The sequence below is a fragment of the Sulfitobacter sp. 1A15258 genome, from assembly GCF_043557045.1.
Lineage (GTDB): Bacteria > Pseudomonadota > Alphaproteobacteria > Rhodobacterales > Rhodobacteraceae > Sulfitobacter > Sulfitobacter faviae.
Map to the genome: position 1 here is coordinate 197,183 of NZ_JBIFFK010000001.1, position 20,362 is coordinate 217,544.

Sequence of the window (20,362 nt, forward strand, 5' to 3'; positions counted from 1 at the left end):
AGGCTCGGCTAGGGTGGGGGAAAGGCAGAGACAGGAGTTTCCCATGATCGCACGCATCTTCCTCGACCATCCCGCCAAGGTGGATGAGACGTTTGTGGAGCATATGGCCTTCGCGCTGAAGTTTTCGGGGCTGCTGTTTGCGGCAGCTGGCGCGGCGCTGGTGCATGCGCTGATCCCGTGCCTGTTCGAGAAAACGGCGAGTGGGATCATCGCGAAGCTTTACGCGCGGACGCACAACCGGGGGCAGTGAGGACCAGCGCGGCTCCAGTTTCGCAATGAGGGCCAGCGCCTGCCCGGCCGGGCGGGCAGGCGATGGCCCGGCGCCTACGGCTTGATTCCGGGCCGGGTGGCAGGCGTGACCGAAAAATAGAAAAGGGCCGCATCGTGCGGCCCTCTGTCATTCCAAACATCCGACAGGCTTAGCCCGCCAGCGCCTTGTTCAGGTTCTCATCCACCTTCTCCAAGAACCCCATCGTCGTCAGCCAGCCCTGATCCGGCCCCACCAGCAGGGCAAGGTCCTTGGTCATGAAACCTGATTCCACCGTATCCACCACGACCTTCTCCAGCGTCTCGGCGAAGTTGATCAGCGCGGTGTTCTCGTCCAGCTTGCCCCGGTGCTTCAACCCGCCGGTCCAAGCGTAGATCGAGGCGATGGAGTTGGTCGACGTCTCCTCGCCCTTCTGGTGCTGGCGGTAATGGCGCGTGACGGTGCCATGGGCGGCCTCGGCCTCCACGATCTTGCCGTCGGGCGTCATCAGTTGCGAGGTCATCAGCCCCAGCGAGCCGAAACCCTGCGCCACGGTGTCCGACTGCACGTCGCCGTCGTAGTTTTTGCAGGCCCAAACATAGCCGCCCGACCATTTCATCGCCGAGGCGACCATATCGTCGATCAGGCGGTGCTCGTACCAGATGTTCTTTTTCTTGAAGTCCTCGGCGAATTCCGCGTCGAAAATCTCTTGGAACAGGTCTTTGAACCGTCCGTCATAGGCCTTCAGGATCGTGTTCTTGGTCGAGAGATAGACCGGCCAGCCACGGTTCAGACCGTAGTTGAAAGACGCGCGCGCGAAATCGCGGATCGAATCGTCGAGGTTGTACATCGCCATGGTGACGCCAGCCGACGGCGCGTCAAAGACCTCCTTCTCGATGGTCTCACCATCATCGCCGACGAATTTGATGGTCAGCTTGCCCTTGCCGGGGAAGCGGAAGTCGGTGGCGCGGTACTGGTCGCCGAAGGCATGGCGGCCAACGACGATCGGCTGCGTCCAGCCCGGCACGAGGCGCGGCACGTTGCGGCAGATGATCGGTTCGCGGAAGATCACGCCGCCGAGGATGTTACGGATGGTGCCGTTGGGGCTGCGGTACATGCGTTTGAGGCCGAACTCCTCGACCCGTGCCTCGTCAGGTGTGATGGTAGCACATTTCACACCGACGCCATGTTCGCGGATCGCATGGGCCGCGTCGACGGTGATCTGGTCGTCGGTCTCGTCCCGCACTTCGATGCCGAGGTCGTAATACTTCAGGTCAACGTCAAGATAGGGCGTGATTAGCTTCTTTTTAATGAAATCCCAGATGATCCGGGTCATCTCATCGCCGTCGAGTTCGACGATGGGGTTTTCTACCTTGATCTTCGACATGACGAATTCCTCTGTTTCAGGGTGCGTTTGGCCGTGCTTTAGCCTATTCGGGGCCAAAGAGAAAGATCGTATACAATGGTATGCCGAAGGCTGCGGTCAGGCGCCGACCCCGGCGAAAAAGCTGCTGATGCGGGCGCGGGCATAGGACCAAAGGGCAGGGGCGCCGATGGCGATCTTGCGGCCCACCTTTTCTTCGATTTGCGCTTCCGAGACGTTATAGTCAGTCCAACTGCCGCCGCCGGAGGCGAGGTTCTGCATCGGCGGCTGGAACCGATCAAGCGATTTGGCAAAGCGGGCCGTAGGGCTTTCGGCGGCCTCGAACTCTTCCCAGATGCTGCGCAGGTCGTCCCGCAGATCGTCCGGCAATAGGCCAAAGAGGCGGTCGGCGGCGATTTGTTCCTGCGCTTCCATCTCGGCGGCGTCGTAATCGCCAAAGATTGGATTGTCGCCCGCGTCAATCTCGACAAGGTCGTGCAGGATCAGCATCTTGATGACGCGGTTGATGTCGACCTCTGGCCCTGCCTGATCGGCCAGCACCAGTGCATAGAGCGTCAGATGCCACGAATGTTCGGCAGAGTTTTCCGCGCGGCTGGCATCGCATAGGGTGGTGCCGCGCAGCACGGTTTTCAGCTTGTCGGCCTCATTGAGAAAGGCAATCTGCTTGTCCAGCCGCTCTGTCATGCGCCGCCCTTGCTGCGATGGTCGCGCAGCTTGCGCGCCAGAAAGGCGCGGGCCTTGTCATTGGCCATCCGGGTGCGAACGGCGGTGAGGAAGGCTTCTTCCAGCGTTTGCGACGAGGCGCCCAGCACCTCGCCGACTTCCATGAACAAGCGGTCTTCACCCGTCTCGGCCTGCACAGCAAGACATTCCTCGGCCAATTTATTGGCCAGTTGGGTGACAACCGCGTCCGCCATCAGCGTGTGGATTCCGTCAGGCGGCGTTTCACATAGTCGCTGGTCGAGGTGATCAGCGTGTCCATATGCGGCTCTTCAAAGAAGTGCCCGGCGCCTTCGATCTCCTGATGGGTGATCGTGATGCCCTTTTGCTCGTGCAGCTTGCTGACGAGGTTCGTGGTATCCGCGGGCGGCGCCACGCGGTCGGCGGTGCCGTTGATCACCAGACCCGAGGCCGGGCAGGGCGCAAGGAAGGAAAAGTCGTACATATTCGCAGGCGGAGAGACCGAGATGAAGCCCGTGATCTCAGGCCGACGCATCAGCAGCTGCATCCCGATCCATGCGCCAAAGGAGAAACCCGCAACCCAGCAGTGCTTGGAGTTGTTGTTCATCGATTGCAGGTAATCGAGCGCCGAGGCCGCATCAGACAATTCGCCGATGCCCTGATCGTATTCGCCCTGGCTGCGGCCCACGCCACGGAAGTTGAAGCGCAACACGGTGAAACCCATGTTGTAGAACGCATAGTGCAGGTTATAGACGACCTTGTGATTCATCGTGCCGCCGAACTGCGGATGCGGATGCAGCACGATGGCAATCGGGGCGTCACGTTCTTTTTGGGGGTGGTAGCGGCCTTCAAGGCGGCCTTCGGGTCCGGGAAAAATAACCTCGGGCATGGGTATCCCTGTCTAGGGGTTCAAAGATCGCCGCGAATAGTTGACGAATTCGCTAGGCCACCTTAGAACGGTTCTAATCTGGTTCCGCGCAGTGTCGCGTGGATCAGTCTTTGGACTTAGGCATTTAAGCCGCCCACGTCAATCAAATGGCGCGGCGGGTGAGGGTGAGACGATGAAGCTATCTACCAAAGGGCGCTACGCGATGGTCGCTTTGGCCGATATTGCCCTGCAACCCGAGGGCACCTTGGTGTCTCTGGGCGACATTGCCGAGCGGCAGTCGGTCTCTTTGCCCTATCTGGAGCAGTTGTTCGTCAAGCTCCGCCGGGCTGAATTGGTGACCTCTGTTCGGGGCCCGGGCGGCGGGTATCGTTTGGCGCGTCCGGCGGCGGATATTCGGGTCGTCGATGTGCTGGCGGCGGTGGATGAGACGGTGGATGCGATGCACAAGGGGGCGGGCGCCTCGGGCGGTCTGTCGGGCAGCCGGGCGCAATCGCTGACCAACCGGCTGTGGCAGGGGCTGAGCGCGCATGTTTATGTTTTCCTCCACCAGACGCGCCTTTCGGATGTGGTTGAGAACGAGCTGGCCCCCTGTCCGGCGGTGCCAACCCTCTTTGCCGTGGTGGATGAGTCGTGAGGGTGGTTTTGGGCAACGGGGGCGCCTTGGCGGCTGTGGTCTGCGCGGGTGGTGATGTGGAATTTCGGGGGCGCTGCCCCCGGACCCCCGCGGTATTTGGAAAAGGATGAAGGATGCGGGTCTACCTTGACCATAACGCGACCACGCCGCTGCGGGCGGAGGCGCGCGCGGCGATGATTGCGGCGATGGACCTGCCCGGCAACCCGTCCTCGGTCCATGCCGAGGGGCGTGCGGCCAAGGCCGTGGTCGAGCGCGCGCGGGTGCAGGTGGCGGGGCTTGTGGGCTGTGATCCGGTCGATGTGATTTTTACCTCCGGAGCGACTGAAGCGGCGGCGCTTGCGGCGGCGATGGGGGCGCGGGTTGTGACCTCAGCGGTGGAACATGACGCGGTTCTGTCTTGGGGGCAGGCGGCGCGTTTGGGTGTCGACGCACAGGGTGTTTGGGACGGTGACCTGACCGCCGCGGCGGTGGCCGATGTGGTGGCCCTACAGGCCGCGAACAGCGAGACGGGTGTGTTGCAGCAGACCATGCCTTTGGCGCAGCAGTGTTGGGCGATGGAGAGCACGCCCTATGTGCTGGTCGATGCGGTGCAGGCGCTCGGCAAGACCCGGTTCAAAATGGCGACCTCGGGCGCGGATTTCATCCTTGTCTCGGCGCATAAGCTGGGCGGGCCCAAGGGGATCGGCGCATTGATCGTCAAACGCGGCATTGATCTGGCCGAACATGCGCTGCTGCGCGGCGGCGGGCAGGAGATGGGCCGCCGCTCGGGGACCGAGAATATCCCTGCTATCGCGGGGTTCGGCGCGGCGGCTGAGGCGGCGGCGGCGGATCTGGCTGCGGGGCGTTGGGAAGAGGTGGCAGAACAGCGTGATTTGCTGGAAGCGACCCTTGCGAATGTCGCAAGTCTGACTATTTTTGTAGGGAAAGGCGCTCAGCGCCTGCCCAACACCTCTTGTATCGTCACGCCCGGCTGGAAGGGCGAGACCCAAGTGATGCAGTTGGACCTTGCCGGTTTTGCCATTTCGGCGGGGTCGGCTTGTTCCAGCGGCAAGGTGCGCGCCAGTGCCGTATTGCGCGCCATGGGCTTTGATGAAACACAGGCCGCCAGCGCGATCCGGGTGTCGCTGGGCCTCGACACCACCCGGGAAGATATCCTGCGGTTCGCCACAAGCTGGACCGCCAAATTGAAAAAGCACGAAACGCGGGCCGCCTGAGCGCCGCCACGGAAAGGAACTGAAACCTTGGAAAATATGACCCTGAAAGAGAATGATGGCGTCAAGGAAGGCGTTGACCAGGAAACCGTGGATGCCGTGCGCGAAGTCGGCGGCAAGTATAAATACGGCTGGTCCACCGACATCGAGATGGAATACGCGCCCAAAGGGCTGACGCCGGAGATCGTAAAGCTGATCTCGGAGAAGAACGACGAGCCTGAGTGGATGACCGAATGGCGGCTTGAGGCTTACAACCGTTGGCTCAGCAAGGAAGAGCCGAATTGGGCGATGGTGGATTATCCTGAAATCGACTTTCAGGAACAATATTACTATGCCCGTCCGAAGAGCATGGCCGATAAGCCCAAGTCGCTCGACGAGGTCGATCCGAAGCTGCTGGCGACCTATGAGAAGCTCGGCATCCCGCTGAAGGAGCAGATGATCCTTGCTGGCGTCGAAGGCGCCGAGGATGCGCCTGCCGAAGGCCGCAAGGTGGCGGTGGACGCGGTGTTCGATTCCGTTTCCGTCGGCACAACCTTCCAGGAAGAGTTGAAGAAGGCCGGCGTGATCTTCTGCTCGATCTCCGAGGCGATCCGCGAGTACCCTGATCTGGTGAAGAAGTACCTCGGCTCGGTCGTGCCGGTCTCGGACAACTTCTACGCCACGCTGAACTCCGCGGTCTTCTCTGACGGGTCCTTCGTCTATGTCCCGCCGGGCGTGCGCTGCCCGATGGAACTGTCGACCTATTTCCGCATCAACGCCGAGAACACCGGCCAGTTCGAGCGCACGCTGATCATCGCCGACAAGGGCTCTTACGTGAGCTACCTCGAAGGCTGCACCGCGCCGCAGCGCGACGAGAGCCAGTTGCACGCCGCCGTGGTCGAGATCATCGTCGAGGAAGACGCGGAAGTGAAATACTCCACCGTCCAGAACTGGTACCCCGGTGACGAGGACGGCAAGGGCGGTATCTACAACTTCGTGACCAAGCGTGCCGATTGCCGTGGCGACCGTGCGAAGGTGATGTGGACGCAGGTCGAGACCGGCTCCGCCGTGACCTGGAAATACCCTTCCTGCATCCTGCGCGGCGACGACAGCCAAGGCGAGTTCTACTCCATCGCCATCGCCAACAACATGCAGCAGGCCGACACCGGCACCAAGATGGTGCACCTCGGCAAGCGCACCAAGTCGCGGATCGTCTCCAAGGGCATCTCGGCCGGCAAGGCGCAGAACACCTACCGGGGCCTCGTCTCGATGCACCCCAAGGCCAAGGAATCGCGCAACTATACCCAGTGCGACAGCCTGTTGATCGGCTCGGAATGCGGGGCGCATACAGTGCCCTATATCGAGGTGAAGAACAACTCGAGCCGCGTTGAGCACGAGGCGACCACCTCCAAGGTGGACGACGACCAGATGTTCTATTGCCGCTCGCGCGGCATGGACGAGGAAGAGGCTGTGGCGCTGGTGGTGAACGGTTTCTGCAAGGACGTGCTGCAGGCGCTACCGATGGAGTTCGCCATGGAAGCGCAGGCGCTCGTGGCGATCTCGCTGGAAGGCTCCGTCGGCTGATGAGCCTTGATGCGGCGCACACTCCCCTCCGCCTGCATTGGTGGAAGGCGCAGCCGAACTTCGGCGATGCGCTGAGCCCGCTGGTCCTGAGCCATGTCTCGGGGCGGCGGGTGGAGCATGCGTCGGTGGATGAGGCGGATGTCTTTGGTCTCGGCTCGCTCTTGCAGATCGTGCGGCGGAACTACGACACGCCGCGTGCGGGAGCCAAGCCGGTGATCTGGGGCAGCGGGTTGCTGCGTCCCGCCGGAGGCCGTGCGTTCTTGAAGAATATCGAGATTGCCCTGCTGCGGGGGCCGGTGACGGCGGCGCTTCTCGGGATCGAGACCGATACTTTCGGCGATCCGGGGCTTTTGGTGAACGAGGTTCTGCCTAGCGAGGGACCGCGCAGCGACAAGATCGGCATCGTGCCGCATCACACGCTGGCGGACGATCCCGACCTGCTAGACCTCGTCGCCTCCGACAGCGCCTATGTGCTGATCGACCCGCGCGATCCGGTGGAGCAGGTCTGTGCCGCCATCGCGGCCTGCGCCCATGTCTTTGCCTCGTCGCTGCACGGGTTGATCACGGCGGACGCTTACGGCGTGGCCAATACTTGGGTGACGCCCGAGGGGCAGGGGCGGTTGAAGTTTCACGACTACGCCGCCTCCGTGGGGCGCGACATGCGCGCGCCGATTGCCTTGGCCGAAATCCCGGCGGCGCACAAACCCGACGCGCCGCTGAGCTACCAAGACGGCATCACGGCCTGCCGCGCCGCGCTGAAAGACAGCTTTCCCGCCGCGCTCTGCGCCCGTCAGGGGGCGGCATGAACTTTAACACGCAGGGGCAAGCCCCTGAGACAACACTGAAATAGCATGAATTGCGGCGCAAGGCGCGCCAGAAGGAGACTGAAATGCTGAGCATCAAGAACCTGCAGGTGAAACTGGAAGAAGAGGACAAGCAGATCCTCAAGGGCGTCGATCTGGAAGTCGAGGCCGGCAAGGTCCACGCCATCATGGGGCCGAACGGCTCGGGCAAGTCCACGCTGAGCTACGTGCTCTCGGGCAAGGACGGCTACGAGGTTACCGAAGGCTCCGCCACGCTCGAAGGTGAAGACATTCTTGAGCTGGAACCCGAAGAGCGCGCCGCGGCGGGCCTCTTTCTCGCGTTCCAGTACCCGGTGGAAATCCCCGGCGTTGGGAACATGACTTTCTTGCGCACCGCGGTGAACGCACAGCGCAAGGCGCGCGGCGAAGAGGAAATCTCGGCTGCCGACTTCCTTAAGGAAATCCGCGCCAAGGCGAAGGATCTGAAGATCGACGCCGACATGCTGAAGCGCCCCGTCAACATGGGCTTCTCCGGCGGTGAGAAGAAGCGCAACGAAATTCTGCAGATGGCGATGCTCGAGCCCAAGATGTGCATCCTCGACGAGACCGACTCGGGCCTCGACGTGGACGCGATGAAACTGGTGGCCGAAGGCGTGAACGCCCTGCGCACCGAGGGCCGTGGTTTCCTCGTCATCACCCACTACCAGCGTCTTCTCGACCACATCAAACCCGACGTCGTGCACATCATGCACGATGGCCGCATCATCAAGACCGGTGGTCCTGAGCTCGCGCTCGAAGTCGAGAACAACGGTTACGCAGACATCCTTGCCGAGGTGGCATAATGGCCGAAGCACAACTGAAAGAAACCCCGACCGAGGCGATGATCGCAGCGCTCGACATGCCGCAGGGCGGCTGGAGCCAAGCGGCGCGCGAGGATGCGCTGGCGCGGGTCCGCGCCATGGGCCTGCCGCAGCGCCGGGATGAATATTGGAAGTTCACCCGTCCCGACACGCTGACCCAGGCCGAGGCGCAGCCTGCCGCGATCTTTGATCACGGCGATGCGCCGCTGTTCGACCGCACCGAGCGTCTGCGTATCGTTTTTGTCGATGGCGTGTTCGATCCCGACGCCTCGGATGACCTCACGCTCGAAGGCGTCAGCATCGAACGGCTCGCCACGGCGGACAGTGACCTGCACTGGGCGCGTGACCTCTACGGGACGCTGGAAAAGAACGGCCAGACCCCGGTGCAACGCCCGCTGGCGGCGCTGAACACCGCCTTTGCGACCGATGGCGTCTTGATCCATGTGACCGGCACGCCGAGCAAGCCAGTCAATCTGGTTTATACCCATAAATCAGAGACTTCTGACGCGATGTTGCACCATGTGGTGAAGCTCGACAAAGGTGCGGAAGTCACGCTTTTGGAGAACGGCCCCGCCGCCGCGCGCTTCAACACCGTGATGGAGGTCGAGGTGGCCGACACCGCGCGTTTCCACCATGTGCGCGCACAGGGCCGCGACCACGAGCGCCGTGCCGCAACCCATGTCTTCACCCGTCTGGGCACCGAGTCGCTGTTCAAGAGCTTTACCGTCACCGTGAACGGCGCCCTGACGCGCAACGAATGCGTGATCGAACTCACTGGCGACGATGCCTCGGCTCATGTCGCGGGCGCCTGCGTTGGCGATGGTGATTTCCACCATGACGACACGGTCTTCATCACCCATGATGCCGAGAACTGCGAAAGCCGTCAGGTGTTCAAGAAGGTGCTGCGCAATGGTGCCACCGGCGTGTTCCAAGGCAAGATTCTCGTCAAGGAAGGCGCGCAGAAGACCGATGGCTACCAGATCAGCCAGTCGCTGCTGCTGGACGGCGACAGCCAGTTCCTCGCCAAGCCAGAGCTTGAGATTTACGCCGATGACGTGGCCTGTTCGCATGGCTCCACCTCCGGCGCGATCGACGAGGAGGCGCTGTTCTACCTCCGCGCCCGCGGTGTGTCCCATGCCGAGGCAACCGACCTTCTGACGCTGGCCTTCCTTGCCGAAGCGGTGGAGGAGATCGAGGCCGAGGAACTGCGGGAGGAAATCACCGGGCGTCTCAGCTCGTGGTTGGAGCGTCGTAGCGCCTGATGGCTGTTACCAGCGATATCGTTGCGACCTACCGCGGCCCCGGCAAAGTGATGTCGGGGCTGCTTGCGCAGGGACGCAACGAGGTGCGCGTGCTGATGTTCGCGCTGATGGCGGGGCTGCTGATCTTCGTGGCCCTGTCGCCGTATCAAGCCCGCGCGGCGCATCTCGATCCGGACGGGCCGCTCGCGGTGCGCCAGTATTGGAGCGCGTTTTTCTGGATCTTCGTGATGCCCTTGTTGCTCTATGGCTTGGCCGCGATGGTCTGGGCAATCAGCCGCGTGGCGGGGCAACGGCTCACCGGCTATGCGGTGCGTCTGACCTTGGTTTGGTCGCTCCTTGCCTCTGCACCGATCCTTTTGTTGCTGGGCCTCGCGCTTGGGTTCATCGGGCCGGGCCTGCAGGCGCAAATTGTAGGGATGATCTGGTTGGCCGTGTTCTTTTGGTTCTGGATCGCGGGCCTTGTCGCCGCGCAGCGGGGCTGAGATGAGCGGCGCCCTGATCCAGCTTGCGCAGACCACCCTGCGCAGCCCCCGCGCGGCAGCGCGCCAGATTGCGGAGCTGCCCTTGGGCAATGATGTCATCTGGACGTCGCTTGCCTTGGTCGCCGCGCTGAACGCGCTGGTCATCTCGGCCACCTTCGTGCTCGCGCCGCCCGCCATGGCGCTGCCGAGCTATTTCCAATCGCCATTGGTGCTCTTCGCGCTGCTGGCCGGGTTGATGGTGCTCTATGTGCATGCGCTGACTTGGGTTGGCCGGGCACTGGGCGGGCAGGGCGCGTTGACGCCGCTTTTGGCTGCCGTCGTGTGGCTTCAGGCGCTTCGCCTCTGCGCCCAACTGGGCATCCTGCTGCTAACTTTGGCCCTACCGCCAGTGGCGCTGCTGGCCTCTTTCGTCGTTACATTTTGGGGTCTTTGGATCCTTTTGAATTTCGTGGCCGAACTCTTGCATCTGCCGGGGCTGTTCCACGCCGCTGCAGTGCTCGCGGGCGCCGCGCTTGGGGTCTTGCTGGGGTTGGGCCTTTTGCTGTCTTTGATCGGGCTGACCGCCCAGGGAGTTTAAGTCATGTTCGACGTTGAAGCCGTCCGGGCGCAGTTTCCGATCCTTGGCCGCGAGGTGAACGGCAAACCGCTGGTCTATCTCGACAATGGCGCTTCGGCCCAGAAGCCGCAGGTGGTGATCGATGCGATTACCCAAGCCTATGCGAATGAATATTCCAACGTTCACAGGGGCTTGCACTACCTTTCCAATCTAGCGACCGACAAATACGAAAGCGTGCGCGGCACCGTGGCACGCTTCCTCAACGCCGGGTCGGAAGATGAGATCGTGCTCAACACCGGGGCGACGATGGGGATCAATACCGTGGCCTATGGTTGGGCCATGCCGCGCATGCAGGCGGGCGATGAGATCGTCCTGTCGGTGATGGAGCATCACGCCAATATCGTGCCGTGGCATTTCCTGCGCGAACGGCAGGGCGTGGTGCTGAAATGGGTCGATGTGGACGCCACCGGCGCGCTTGACCCGCAGGCGGTGATTGATGCCATCGGACCGAAGACCAAGCTGGTTGCAATATCGCACCTTTCCAACGTCTTGGGCACGAAAGTTGATGTGAAAGCCATCACTGAAGCCGCCCATGAGAAGGGCGTTCCGGTCTTGGTCGATGGCTCGCAGGCGGCGGTGCATATGCCGGTCGACGTGCAGGACCTCGGCTGTGATTTCTTTGCCGTTACCGGGCATAAACTCTATGGCCCCTCCGGTTCGGGCGCGATCTATATCAAATCCGAGCGCATGGCCGAAATGCGCCCTTTCATTGGCGGCGGTGACATGATCCGCGAAGTTAGCAAGGACGCGGTGAGCTACAACGATCCACCTATGATGTTCGAAGCCGGCACCCCTGGAATCGTCGGCACCATCGGCTTGGGCGTGGCGCTGGAGTTCATGATGGATCTGGGGATGGAGAATATCGCCGCCCATGAGGACGATCTGCGCGACTACGCGGTCTCGCGGCTCGGCGGTTTGAATTGGCTCAACCTGCAAGGCACGACGCCGGACAAAGCGGCGATCTTCAGCTTCACGCTGGACGGCGCCGCCCATGCGCATGACATCTCGACCGTGCTCGACAAGAAAGGCGTGGCCGTGCGGGCGGGGCATCATTGCGCAGCCCCCTTGATGACGCATCTCGGCGTTTCGGCCACCTGCCGCGCGTCCTTTGGCATGTATAACACCCGGGCCGAGGTCGACACATTGGTCGATGCCCTCGAATTGGCGCATGATCTTTTCGCCTAAGGTGAATTTCGCCGCCCTCGCCCCCGGATTTCCCATTGCAGGGGCGGCGCGCTCTGGCTATACCGCCCCTCAGTGGACCCTTAGCTCAGCTGGATAGAGCGCTGCCCTCCGAAGGCAGAGGCCAGAGGTTCGAATCCTCTAGGGTCCGCCATTTTTCTCCATGTGAATGTCGTTTGTCGCGTTGGGGTCTATGCCTTTGCTTGCGGGGGGGGGGGCCGTAGGCCCGCCAAGCGTTCGGATTATACTCTGTATCTAAAAACTCTATCCGCGTCTGTCGCGGTTTATATAGTCGAACAAGCTGATACCTTCTGCCCAACAGCAATATCCCTGCAGAAGGACAGACAAAATGAAAGCCATCGGCTATAACAGCACCGGCCCGGCAGAGGTTTTGGAGATGCTCGAAATTGAGCGTCCCACACCCGGACCACATGATCTTTTGGTGGAGGTGAAGGGCATTTCGGTCAATCCGGTGGATGTGAAGCTGCGCGCGCTTTCGGGGCCTGAAGGTGGTCCAAAGGTCTTGGGCTTTGACGCCGCGGGCGTGGTCGTGGAACTGGGCGCAGAGGTTAGCGATTTTGCGGTGGGGGATGAGGTGTTCTATGCCGGGGACGTGACCCGCGCGGGGACCAATGCCGCCTTCCACAGGGTCGATTCCCGGGTCGTCGGGCGAAAGCCGGAAACCCTTGATTTCGTTGAGACCGCCGGGCTGCCGCTGACCGCGATCACGGCTTGGGAGATGCTGTTCGACTCCTTCCGGCTGGCCGAGGGCGCTGGCGAAGGGGATGCGATTTTGGTCATCGGCGGGGCCGGGGGCGTGGGGTCGATCCTTGTTCAACTGGCGAAGGCCCTGACCGGTTTGACCGTGATCGCGACCGCCTCGCGGCCAGAGACCCAAGATTGGGTGCGCAAGATGGGGGCGGATCATGTGGTGGACCACCGGGGCGATCTGGTGGCGCAGCTTGCCGCGCTCGATCTCATGCCAAGTTATGTCGCCGCGCTGACGGCCACCGATACGCATTGGCCCGCCATCATCGAAAGCATCGCGCCGCGCGGGCAGATCGCGCTGATCGACGACCCTGAGACGCTGGATATGAAAGCGGCGAAACCGAAAGCCCTAAGCGTGCATTGGGAGTTCATGTTCACACGCTCGATGTTCCAGACCGAGGACATGACTGCGCAGCGCGACCTGTTGAACCGGGTGTCGCAGATGATCGACGCAGGCATTTTGCGCTCTACCGTGACGGAACATGCGGGCGTGATAAATGTGGAAAACCTTCGCGCGGCCCATGAGCGTCAGGAAAGCGGGCGGGTGATCGGCAAGCAGGTTCTGGGCGGGTGGTGATCGCGCAGAGCCGCCTCCCATGCCCGCGCAGAGACCAAGTAAGGAGAGACAGATGACCAAGACGATCCTCATCACCGGCGCGACCGACGGTATCGGTCTGTTGACCGCCAAAAAGCTCAGCGCGCAGGGGCATAGTGTTTTGCTGCACGGGCGCAGTGCGGAGAAACTCAGCGCTGCTGCGACGGAGGTGGGGGGCAATCCCCAGACCTACCGCGCGGACCTGTCGCGGCTGGAAGAGGTCGTGACGCTGGCAGAGGCGCTGCGCATTGATCACAGCCAAATCGACGTGGTGATCAACAATGCCGGTGTCCTGAAACTGCCCGTGCCGCGCACCGAGGCAGGGTTGGACGCGCGTTTCGTGGTCAACACGCTGGCGCCCTACCTGCTGGTTCAACTGTTGCTGCCGGTGCTTCCCAAAGCGGGCAGGGTGGTGAACCTCTCCTCCGCCGCGCAGGCGCCGGTGGAGGTAGCCGCGCTTAGGGGCGAGGTGACGCTTGACGATATGGCGGCCTATGCGCAGAGCAAATTGGCGATCACGATCTGGACCCAACAGATGGCCCGCGCGCATCAGGACGGGCCGCTTTTCATCGCGGTGAACCCCGGCTCTCTTCTAGCGTCGAAGATGGTGAAGGAAGGCTTTGGCGTCGCCGGGAACGACCTGAGCATCGGGGCCGACATCCTTGCCCGCGCCGCGCTTTCGGATGAGTTTGCAGGGGCCTCCGGCGCCTATTTCGACAATGACATGGGCGGGTTCAATGAGCCGCATAGCGCGGCAAAAGACCCCCATCATGTGGCCGCCGTTATGGCCGCGATCCAAGAATTGGTGAGCGGGAACCGGGCGGAGTAGCGCCGGAAAGCGTCGTTTCGGACTTCCGCCTGTCCGCATAGAAAAAGTCCCGCCGAGCGATGCTGGCGGGGCTTTTTGATCTTGTCAGGCGGCCTTAGCGGCGGCGGCGCCCACCTGAGCGGCCCGCGCGACCGCGGCCTTCTTGCCCCGCTTTGGGCGCGCTTTTGTTGAACTCAATCCAAGCGCTGCCGTGAGGGTCACGGTCGAAAAGGAAGTTGGCGGCGCGGATGGCCTCCATCTCCTTGCCCGGGCGGGGTTTGGTCGAGCCGAGGTTGAAGAGCGTCGCAAAGGTCTCATCATCCATATCTTCGGGGAGGATGATCCCCGCGGCGGTAATCTCGGCCCGCTTTTCGGCGATTTTGGCGGCGCTCAGCGGCACGGCCACCGGGTTCATGATCGCACTCGTCATGCCCGCTCCCATCGCCATGGGCAGGAAGGCATTGTTGATGCCGTGGCGGTTGGGCAGCCCAAAGGAGATGTTGGAGGCGCCGCAGGTGGTGTTCACGCCCAACTCCTCGCGCAACCGGCGGACGAGGGTAAAGACCTGATGGCCCGCCGTCGCCATGGCGCCAATCGGCATGACCAGCGGGTCGACGACGATATCATGGGCGGGAATGCCAAAATCGGCGGCGCGTTCGACGATCTTTTTCGCCACGGCAAAGCGGACATCCGGGTCCTCGGAGATCCCTGTGTCGTCATTGGAGATCGCCACGACAGGCACGTTGTATTTCTTGACCAGCGGCAGCACGACTTCAAGCCGCTCTTCCTCTCCGGTTACGGAGTTCAGCAGCGGGCGGCCTTCGCAGGCCTCAAGCCCCGCCTCAAGCGCGCCGGGGACTGAACTGTCGATGCAGATCGGCACGTCGACGGCGTTTTGCACGACCTTGATCAGCTCCGGCATCAGCATCGGCTCGACAAAGTTGTTGTCGGCATAGCGCGGGTCTTCGGCCATTTTGTTGGAGAAGACCGCGCCGGAGTTCACGTCGAGCACGGTGGCACCGGCGGCGACCTGCGCGATGGCATCCGCCTCGACCCGCGAAAAATCGCCTTGCTCCAGCTCTTGGCTGAGGATCTTGCGGCCCGTGGGGTTGATCCGCTCTCCGATCACGCAAAACGGCTCGTCAAAGCCGATGACGGCGGTCTTGGTCTTGGATTCGATGACGGTTCTGGTCATGTAACTTCCTTTAGGCTGCGTCGGCGGGCACCCCAGAGGCGCCGCCATTCTCTTGGACCCATGTGGCGCTGGTCTTGATCCCGCCCAGCGGGAAAAGATGCACATGGGTGATGTTGAAATCCGGGTGGGCCGCTTTGTGGGCGGCCAAGTCGCTGATCACATCTGTCGGCTCATAGGGCAACAGCAGCTTGGTGACATCCATCGCCCGCTTTTGCAGCACCTTGAGCGAGGGGCCAACACCGCAGGCGATGGCGAATTTGATCAGCGTTTGCAGTTTGGCGGGGCCCGCGATGCCGATGTGGATCGGCAGGGTGATACCAGCGGCCTTCAGACTGTCGGCCCATTCGATGATCGGCTGCGCGTCAAAGGCGAATTGCGTGGCAATGGCCATTTTAGCATCGGTGCGGGTCTGGAAATCATTCTTCCATTTCAGCGCCGCATCGACGTTGAGGCGGCCCCCGTCAGCGTCGATATCGCGGTTGCCCTCGGGGTGGCCGGCGACATGCAGGTGGGTAAAGCCTGCCTTGTCGAACAGCCCCGTTTCCATCAACTGCATCGAGTCGCTGAAATCCCCCGCCGGGGTGGTGACACCGCCCGCCAGCAGCAGCGCTTGGCGCACATCGGCCTCGCCCTGATAACGGGCGATCCAATCGGCCAACGTGGCGCGGTCCTTGATGATGCGGGCCGGGAAATGCGGCATGACCTTGAAGCCATCCGCGTTCAACCGCGCGGCGGTGGCAACCATATCTTCGATCGGGGTGCCGTCGATATGGGCGATATAGACACGGTTGCCCTCTGGCAGCAGGGCGCGGAAATCCTCGACCTTTTCGGCGGTGCGGGGCATCACCTCGATAGAATAATCTTTCAACAGCGCCTCGACTTCGGCCACCGGCGCCTGTGGGACCGGTGTTTCCTTTTTGCGGAAGTTCAAAAGTGCCATGAGCGTGTCCTTGATCATAGGGCTGGCAGGCTATGCCCAGCCGTCGTTGTCAATCAGTTGCTTAATCCGGTCGCGGTCGTATTCCGCGTCGATGCGGGCGGCTTCGGCATCGGCGATGCTATCGGGATCACCCTCAACCTCAAAAGGCTCTGCCTTGCGCCATTCCGCGAGATAGGCGTCGGTATTGGCAGCCCCCACCTTCATCGCCGCGCGGTCGATCGCCTGTTCAAAGCGTTCGGGCAGGGGGCGTTTTGACCCGCGACGGCCCTTGCCGACGATCACCTGAGCAGGGATATCGCGCCAGTAAACGATGGTGACTGCGGGCATGGGACGATTCCTCCGGTTTAAACCTGTCTAACGAGCGTCGCGGTCAGGACAGGGCCGTTTTTCGACGAAACACGACCCATCCGCGACTTGGGAGAGGTGATAGCGCATTGGCCCTGTCATCACGAGGGGGCGGCGCCCCCATTATTCTCAAGATGATTGTGAGGCGACCCGGATGGCGGAGCGCGCACGGCCCGCGGACGCCGCGGAAATTGGCCCAAGGCACCGCGACCACTTGCACCGGCTGGGCGCAGGGAATACCTTGGGGGCAACTCGATATGAAAGGCGCGTAACCATGGCGCCACAGCGTCCCAAAGGTGCGGGTGCGCTCGACAAAGACATTCCGGCTCTGAGCCCCGCGCCAGTTCCGCCCAGATCTAATGAGCTATATGCGGCCCTAGATCTGGGTACAAATAGCTGCCGCATGTTGATCGCACAGCCTCGGGGCAGCGGTTTCCATGTGGTGGACAGTTTTTCTAAATCGGTGCAATTGGGTGCCGGTTTGGAAAAGACCGGGCGGCTTTCGCGCGGATCAATGGCGCGCACCATTCAGGCATTGCGCATCTGTCAGCAAAAGTTGCGGCGCAACAAGGTGCAGAACATGCGTCTTGTCGCGACCGAAGCCTGCCGCCGCGCGCAGAACGGGGCGGAGTTCATGCGCCGTATCCAGCGCGAGACCGGTCTGAAGCTCGACATTATCCGCCCTGAGGAAGAAGCCCAGCTTGCCGTGATCTCCTGCGCGCCGCTGGTCAGCCGCAAGACGGAAAACCTGCTGGTGGTGGACATCGGCGGCGGCTCAACCGAGCTGGTCTGGATCGACATTTCCAAGGTGCCACGTGCCGACCGGGCACGCTCGATCATGCGGCTTCAGGGCGGGTTCTATCAGGCGAAATCCGATGTCCCCGCCGCCCGGGTGGTGGATTGGATCAGCGTGCCATTGGGGGTGGCGACCCTGCGGGATCAATTTTCTGACGTTGAAGACGATGCCGCGCGCTTTGCGCTGATGAGTTGGTTTTTCGAAGAGAACCTCACCGATTTTACGCCCTATCAGACGATCCAGTCCCAAAAGCGGTTCCAGATCGTCGGCACCTCGGGCACCGTGACCACCGTGGCGGCAAGCCACCTGAACCTGAAGCGCTATGACCGGACAAAGGTCGACGGCCTCAGCATGACCAGCGCCCAGATCGACAAGGTGATCCATTCCTATATCGCCATGGGGCCGGGCGGGCGGCGCGCCGATCCGCGTATTGGCCAAGACCGGGCGGCGCTGATCATGTCGGGGGCCGCGATCCTGCAAGCCTTGATGCGCTGCTGGCCGACCGACAGGCTGTCAGTTGCGGATCGCGGTCTGCGCGAAGGCCTGCTATATGCACAGATGAGCGCCGATGGCGTATTAGAAGAAGGGGTCTTTTAATGGCCAAGACACCGGACGGAAAGAACACCTCGGGGCGCGGTCAGCGTGACCTCAAGGTCAAGGTGAAATCCGCACGCGGGCGCAAGCTCAGTTCGACCCGTTGGTTGCAGCGGCAGTTGAACGATCCTTATGTCAAACGCGCACAGGCCGAAGGCTATCGCGGGCGGGCGGCTTATAAGATCATGGAATTGGACGATAAATATCGGTTCCTCGTCCCCGGCGCGCGGGTGGTTGACCTTGGTGCCGCGCCGGGCGGTTGGTGTCAGGTCGCCGTCAAACGCTGCAACGTGCTGGGCGAAAAGAAGGGCAAGGCGCAGGGCACCATTCTGGGCGTTGACCTACAAGAGATGGAGCCGATTGCGGGCTGCGAGTTGCACCAGCTTGACTTCATGGAGGATGACGCCGACCTCAAGGTCAAGGAATGGCTCGGCGGCAAGGCAGATGTGGTGATGTCGGATATGGCCGCGGCCTCATCCGGGCATAAACAGACCGACCACCTGCGCATCATTGCGCTTTGCGAGGCGGCGGCCTATTTCGCTTTCGATGTGTTGGAAGAGGGCGGCACATTCGTAGCCAAGGTGCTGGCAGGCGGCGCGGAAGGTGAGTTGCAAAAGCTGCTCAAGCGCCGTTTTGCCAAGGTCGCCAATATCAAACCACCTGCCAGCCGCCCCGATTCATCGGAGAAATTCGTGGTGGCGACAGGGTTTAAGGGCGAAGAGGGTCAAGCCGCCATTGCCGTTCATGGGGCGTAAACCAGTCAAACGTTAGGGTGTAGCTCTCCCGCGGTATTGTGCCGCCTACCTCATGAGGGCTCCCCGATGCTACGACACCTGCCACTTGTATCGCTCATCTTCATCCTGTGTTCCGGGCTCAAGGTTTCCGCCTCCGAAGTGCCTTGGGCGGTGAACGATTACATCGACCGCGAATTGCTGTCTTGGGTCAATGATGCCCGCATCGTCGATGCAATCGCACAGCAGAACGCGCGGCACCGCGAAATGAATGCGCTGGCGGTCACGCCGGCGGCAGTCACCGGGCCGGGCGCCGGGGTGGCTCAGCCGAAAGCGCCGATTGCCGCGGCCTTTCTCCAAACGCAGATCGCCCGCGCCGAGGGGCAGATCGCCGGGGTGACTTTGCTGGATGCCTATGGGTTGACCGTGGTCTCCAGCGGCAGCGCCTCAGTCTACTTCAAGGGCGGCAAGCCCAAGAACAGCAACCGTTTTTCGCCGCCGTCGGGGATTTTCGTGATCGATCATGTGGCCGTTGACGAGAGGTCGAAGGCCCATCAAAGCCGCGTCTCGATGCCGATCACGGAACCGTCGAACGGCGCAATCATCGGGGTGATTACAGTTGAGCTGGAAGCGGCGGCTTTCTTCTGAGGCTGCTCTCTGCGCAGACCGGTCCCGGCAGGCGGGGCCGGTCTGTTACTCAGCCCTAAGCGGGGTCGGGACTATCAAATATCCCCGAACAATCCTTCAGCGATAAAACCCTTGGCCTCGGCCTGGGAAGCGGCAATTCTGCAGTCCATCCCGACGGAGAGAGTTGATGACCCCCCCAAGCTATTTCGCACCCACCGGCGGCCACCCGGATCAAAAAACGCTTTTGTCAGATCGCGCCGTCTTTACAGAGGCCTATGCCGTTCTCCCGCGCGGCACGATGCGCGATATCGTGACTTCATTCCTGCCGTTCTGGGAGGGCACGCGGCTTTGGGTCATCGCCCGCCCGATGACCGGCTTTGCGGAGACATTCTCCCAATATATCATGGAAGTGCAGCCCGGTGGCGGCTCGGACCGGCCTGAGCTTGATGCGCAGGCGCAGGGGGTGCTTTTCGTGGTCGAGGGTGGCTTCACCCTGACCGTTGAGGGCCAACAGCACGCGATGCGTGAGGGCAGCTATGCCTATGTCCCCGCGGGGGCCGATTGGACGCTGAAAAACGACAGCGGCGCCGTGACGCGCTTTCACTGGATCCGCAAAGCCTATGAGGCGGTGGAGGGGCTGGACCGCCCCGATCCGCTGGTGCTGAACGAGCAGGACATCGAGCCGAATGTGATGCCCGATACCAATGGCGTCTGGGCGACGACGCGGTTCGTGGATCCGCAGGATCTGCGCCATGACATGCATGTGACCATTGTCACGCTACAACCCGGTGGGGTGATCCCCTTTTGCGAGACTCATGTGATGGAACACGGGCTCTATGTGTTGGAGGGCAAGGCGGTCTACCGGCTTAATCAGGATTGGGTTGAGGTCGAACCGGGTGATTTCATGTGGCTGCGCGCTTTCTGCCCGCAGGCTTGCTACGCGGGCGGACCGGGGCCGTTCCGGTATCTGCTTTATAAGGACGTGAACCGGCATATGAAGCTGCGCTGAGGACCTTTGCGGAACTCGAGGGCCAGCGCCTGCCCGCGGGTCGGCGAACATACCTTGGTTCGTGCCACTTTATGGTTCAGTCATGATGTGTGCTCGCTAGGTTACGCCCAGCCTCGCCAAATCGCCTACCCGGTGGGGCG

23 protein-coding genes and 1 tRNA gene are annotated in these 20,362 nt (G+C 62.0%); 17 read left to right on the forward strand and 7 right to left on the reverse strand.

Annotation, left to right across the window (positions count from 1 at the left end):
* Positions 1-43: 43 nt before the first annotated feature.
* Complete coding sequence (locus tag ACGYK9_RS00945) at positions 44-250, forward strand: DUF6356 family protein (RefSeq protein WP_394407642.1); 207 nt, start codon at positions 44-46, stop codon at positions 248-250.
* A gap of 169 nt (positions 251-419) precedes the next feature.
* On the opposite strand, the gene ACGYK9_RS00950 is transcribed toward ACGYK9_RS00945, so the two are convergent.
* The 4 genes from ACGYK9_RS00950 to ACGYK9_RS00965 form a co-directional block, all read right to left on the reverse strand.
* On the reverse strand, positions 420-1,634 hold the full coding sequence (locus ACGYK9_RS00950; protein WP_271693722.1) for an NADP-dependent isocitrate dehydrogenase: 1,215 nt from the start codon (positions 1,632-1,634) through the stop codon (positions 420-422).
* A gap of 96 nt (positions 1,635-1,730) precedes the next feature.
* Positions 1,731-2,315 (reverse strand): HD family hydrolase, encoded by a 585-nt coding sequence (locus tag ACGYK9_RS00955; protein WP_394407644.1) that lies wholly within the window; start codon positions 2,313-2,315, stop codon positions 1,731-1,733.
* Complete coding sequence (locus ACGYK9_RS00960; RefSeq protein ID WP_394407646.1) at positions 2,312-2,548, reverse strand: hypothetical protein; 237 nt, start codon at positions 2,546-2,548, stop codon at positions 2,312-2,314. The genes ACGYK9_RS00955 and ACGYK9_RS00960 overlap by 4 nt, the downstream gene beginning before the upstream one ends.
* Positions 2,548-3,201 (reverse strand): alpha/beta hydrolase, encoded by a 654-nt coding sequence (locus tag ACGYK9_RS00965; protein WP_067262961.1) that lies wholly within the window; start codon positions 3,199-3,201, stop codon positions 2,548-2,550. The genes ACGYK9_RS00960 and ACGYK9_RS00965 overlap by 1 nt, the downstream gene beginning before the upstream one ends.
* A 172-nt stretch (positions 3,202-3,373) precedes the next feature.
* Here ACGYK9_RS00965 and ACGYK9_RS00970 point away from each other — a divergent pair, with 172 nt between their 5' ends.
* From ACGYK9_RS00970 to ACGYK9_RS01025, 12 genes are all read left to right on the forward strand, one after another.
* A complete protein-coding gene (locus ACGYK9_RS00970; protein WP_067262959.1) occupies positions 3,374-3,835 on the forward strand; it encodes an Rrf2 family transcriptional regulator in 462 nt (153 codons plus the stop codon).
* 113 nt (positions 3,836-3,948) lie between these two features.
* On the forward strand, positions 3,949-5,049 hold the full coding sequence (locus ACGYK9_RS00975; RefSeq protein WP_394407648.1) for a cysteine desulfurase family protein: 1,101 nt from the start codon (positions 3,949-3,951) through the stop codon (positions 5,047-5,049).
* A 36-nt stretch (positions 5,050-5,085) separates the two neighbouring features.
* Positions 5,086-6,609: a Fe-S cluster assembly protein SufB gene (sufB, locus tag ACGYK9_RS00980; protein ID WP_394408940.1), complete on the forward strand. Its 1,524-nt coding sequence runs from the start codon at positions 5,086-5,088 to the stop codon at positions 6,607-6,609.
* Positions 6,609-7,415, forward strand: a complete 807-nt coding sequence (locus tag ACGYK9_RS00985; protein WP_394407650.1) for a polysaccharide pyruvyl transferase family protein — start codon at positions 6,609-6,611, stop codon at positions 7,413-7,415. The genes sufB and ACGYK9_RS00985 overlap by 1 nt, the downstream gene beginning before the upstream one ends.
* A gap of 83 nt (positions 7,416-7,498) precedes the next feature.
* Positions 7,499-8,254, forward strand: a complete 756-nt coding sequence (gene sufC / locus ACGYK9_RS00990) for a Fe-S cluster assembly ATPase SufC (protein WP_394407652.1) — start codon at positions 7,499-7,501, stop codon at positions 8,252-8,254.
* Positions 8,254-9,534 carry a Fe-S cluster assembly protein SufD gene (gene sufD, locus ACGYK9_RS00995; RefSeq protein WP_394407654.1) on the forward strand — a complete coding sequence of 427 codons (1,281 nt, stop codon included), beginning with the start codon at positions 8,254-8,256 and terminating at the stop codon, positions 9,532-9,534. The genes sufC and sufD overlap by 1 nt, the downstream gene beginning before the upstream one ends.
* The gene (locus tag ACGYK9_RS01000; protein ID WP_394407656.1) at positions 9,534-10,016 is read left to right on the forward strand and encodes a YIP1 family protein; all 483 of its coding nucleotides are present in this window, start codon (positions 9,534-9,536) and stop codon (positions 10,014-10,016) included. The genes sufD and ACGYK9_RS01000 overlap by 1 nt, the downstream gene beginning before the upstream one ends.
* A 1-nt stretch (position 10,017) precedes the next feature.
* Positions 10,018-10,593, forward strand: coding sequence for a YIP1 family protein (locus tag ACGYK9_RS01005; RefSeq protein WP_394407658.1), 576 nt, complete (start codon positions 10,018-10,020; stop codon positions 10,591-10,593).
* A gap of 3 nt (positions 10,594-10,596) precedes the next feature.
* Positions 10,597-11,817, forward strand: coding sequence for a cysteine desulfurase (locus tag ACGYK9_RS01010; RefSeq protein WP_394407660.1), 1,221 nt, complete (start codon positions 10,597-10,599; stop codon positions 11,815-11,817).
* A 74-nt stretch (positions 11,818-11,891) separates the two neighbouring features.
* Positions 11,892-11,968, forward strand: a tRNA-Arg gene (locus ACGYK9_RS01015).
* A 195-nt stretch (positions 11,969-12,163) separates the two neighbouring features.
* A complete protein-coding gene (locus ACGYK9_RS01020) occupies positions 12,164-13,159 on the forward strand; it encodes a zinc-binding alcohol dehydrogenase family protein (RefSeq protein ID WP_394407662.1) in 996 nt (331 codons plus the stop codon).
* A 52-nt stretch (positions 13,160-13,211) separates the two neighbouring features.
* Positions 13,212-14,006: an SDR family NAD(P)-dependent oxidoreductase gene (locus tag ACGYK9_RS01025; protein WP_394407664.1), complete on the forward strand. Its 795-nt coding sequence runs from the start codon at positions 13,212-13,214 to the stop codon at positions 14,004-14,006.
* 94 nt (positions 14,007-14,100) lie between these two features.
* Here the strand turns inward: ACGYK9_RS01025 and ACGYK9_RS01030 are convergent, their stop codons facing one another.
* The 3 genes from ACGYK9_RS01030 to ACGYK9_RS01040 are packed head-to-tail and all read right to left on the reverse strand — an operon-like array spanning position 14,101 to position 16,447.
* Complete coding sequence (locus tag ACGYK9_RS01030; protein ID WP_394407666.1) at positions 14,101-15,180, reverse strand: methyltetrahydrofolate cobalamin methyltransferase; 1,080 nt, start codon at positions 15,178-15,180, stop codon at positions 14,101-14,103.
* A gap of 10 nt (positions 15,181-15,190) precedes the next feature.
* Positions 15,191-16,120, reverse strand: coding sequence for a methylenetetrahydrofolate reductase (locus ACGYK9_RS01035; protein WP_394422358.1), 930 nt, complete (start codon positions 16,118-16,120; stop codon positions 15,191-15,193).
* 30 nt (positions 16,121-16,150) lie between these two features.
* Entirely contained in the window at positions 16,151-16,447 is a 297-nt protein-coding gene (locus tag ACGYK9_RS01040; protein WP_168613014.1) for a virulence factor, read from the reverse strand.
* Positions 16,448-16,739: 292 nt separating this feature from the next.
* On the opposite strand from ACGYK9_RS01040, the gene ACGYK9_RS01045 reads away from it, so the two are divergent.
* The 4 genes from ACGYK9_RS01045 (at position 16,740) to ACGYK9_RS01060 (ending at position 20,222) form a co-directional block, all read left to right on the forward strand.
* Positions 16,740-17,858, forward strand: coding sequence for a Ppx/GppA phosphatase family protein (locus ACGYK9_RS01045; protein ID WP_067266266.1), 1,119 nt, complete (start codon positions 16,740-16,742; stop codon positions 17,856-17,858).
* Positions 17,858-18,610: an RlmE family RNA methyltransferase gene (locus tag ACGYK9_RS01050; RefSeq protein ID WP_394407670.1), complete on the forward strand. Its 753-nt coding sequence runs from the start codon at positions 17,858-17,860 to the stop codon at positions 18,608-18,610. Before ACGYK9_RS01045 ends, ACGYK9_RS01050 begins: the two co-directional genes overlap by 1 nt.
* A gap of 66 nt (positions 18,611-18,676) precedes the next feature.
* The gene (locus ACGYK9_RS01055; RefSeq protein ID WP_394407672.1) at positions 18,677-19,234 is read left to right on the forward strand and encodes a hypothetical protein; all 558 of its coding nucleotides are present in this window, start codon (positions 18,677-18,679) and stop codon (positions 19,232-19,234) included.
* Positions 19,235-19,400: 166 nt separating this feature from the next.
* Positions 19,401-20,222, forward strand: a complete 822-nt coding sequence (locus tag ACGYK9_RS01060) for a bifunctional allantoicase/(S)-ureidoglycine aminohydrolase (protein WP_394407674.1) — start codon at positions 19,401-19,403, stop codon at positions 20,220-20,222.
* The last annotated feature ends 140 nt before the right edge of the window (positions 20,223-20,362 follow it).

Coding starts and splice junctions, on each gene's coding strand:
- ACGYK9_RS00945 (WP_394407642.1), top strand. CDS start 44: ATGATCGCACGCATCTTCCTCGACCATCCCGCCAAGGTGGATGAGACG.
- ACGYK9_RS00950 (WP_271693722.1), bottom strand. CDS start 1,634: ATGTCGAAGATCAAGGTAGAAAACCCCATCGTCGAACTCGACGGCGAT.
- ACGYK9_RS00955 (WP_394407644.1), bottom strand. CDS start 2,315: ATGACAGAGCGGCTGGACAAGCAGATTGCCTTTCTCAATGAGGCCGAC.
- ACGYK9_RS00960 (WP_394407646.1), bottom strand. CDS start 2,548: ATGGCGGACGCGGTTGTCACCCAACTGGCCAATAAATTGGCCGAGGAA.
- ACGYK9_RS00965 (WP_067262961.1), bottom strand. CDS start 3,201: ATGCCCGAGGTTATTTTTCCCGGACCCGAAGGCCGCCTTGAAGGCCGC.
- ACGYK9_RS00970 (WP_067262959.1), top strand. CDS start 3,374: ATGAAGCTATCTACCAAAGGGCGCTACGCGATGGTCGCTTTGGCCGAT.
- ACGYK9_RS00975 (WP_394407648.1), top strand. CDS start 3,949: ATGCGGGTCTACCTTGACCATAACGCGACCACGCCGCTGCGGGCGGAG.
- sufB (WP_394408940.1), top strand. CDS start 5,086: ATGACCCTGAAAGAGAATGATGGCGTCAAGGAAGGCGTTGACCAGGAA.
- ACGYK9_RS00985 (WP_394407650.1), top strand. CDS start 6,609: ATGAGCCTTGATGCGGCGCACACTCCCCTCCGCCTGCATTGGTGGAAG.
- sufC (WP_394407652.1), top strand. CDS start 7,499: ATGCTGAGCATCAAGAACCTGCAGGTGAAACTGGAAGAAGAGGACAAG.
- sufD (WP_394407654.1), top strand. CDS start 8,254: ATGGCCGAAGCACAACTGAAAGAAACCCCGACCGAGGCGATGATCGCA.
- ACGYK9_RS01000 (WP_394407656.1), top strand. CDS start 9,534: ATGGCTGTTACCAGCGATATCGTTGCGACCTACCGCGGCCCCGGCAAA.
- ACGYK9_RS01005 (WP_394407658.1), top strand. CDS start 10,018: ATGAGCGGCGCCCTGATCCAGCTTGCGCAGACCACCCTGCGCAGCCCC.
- ACGYK9_RS01010 (WP_394407660.1), top strand. CDS start 10,597: ATGTTCGACGTTGAAGCCGTCCGGGCGCAGTTTCCGATCCTTGGCCGC.
- ACGYK9_RS01020 (WP_394407662.1), top strand. CDS start 12,164: ATGAAAGCCATCGGCTATAACAGCACCGGCCCGGCAGAGGTTTTGGAG.
- ACGYK9_RS01025 (WP_394407664.1), top strand. CDS start 13,212: ATGACCAAGACGATCCTCATCACCGGCGCGACCGACGGTATCGGTCTG.
- ACGYK9_RS01030 (WP_394407666.1), bottom strand. CDS start 15,180: ATGACCAGAACCGTCATCGAATCCAAGACCAAGACCGCCGTCATCGGC.
- ACGYK9_RS01035 (WP_394422358.1), bottom strand. CDS start 16,120: ATGGCACTTTTGAACTTCCGCAAAAAGGAAACACCGGTCCCACAGGCG.
- ACGYK9_RS01040 (WP_168613014.1), bottom strand. CDS start 16,447: ATGCCCGCAGTCACCATCGTTTACTGGCGCGATATCCCTGCTCAGGTG.
- ACGYK9_RS01045 (WP_067266266.1), top strand. CDS start 16,740: ATGGCGCCACAGCGTCCCAAAGGTGCGGGTGCGCTCGACAAAGACATT.
- ACGYK9_RS01050 (WP_394407670.1), top strand. CDS start 17,858: ATGGCCAAGACACCGGACGGAAAGAACACCTCGGGGCGCGGTCAGCGT.
- ACGYK9_RS01055 (WP_394407672.1), top strand. CDS start 18,677: ATGCTACGACACCTGCCACTTGTATCGCTCATCTTCATCCTGTGTTCC.
- ACGYK9_RS01060 (WP_394407674.1), top strand. CDS start 19,401: ATGACCCCCCCAAGCTATTTCGCACCCACCGGCGGCCACCCGGATCAA.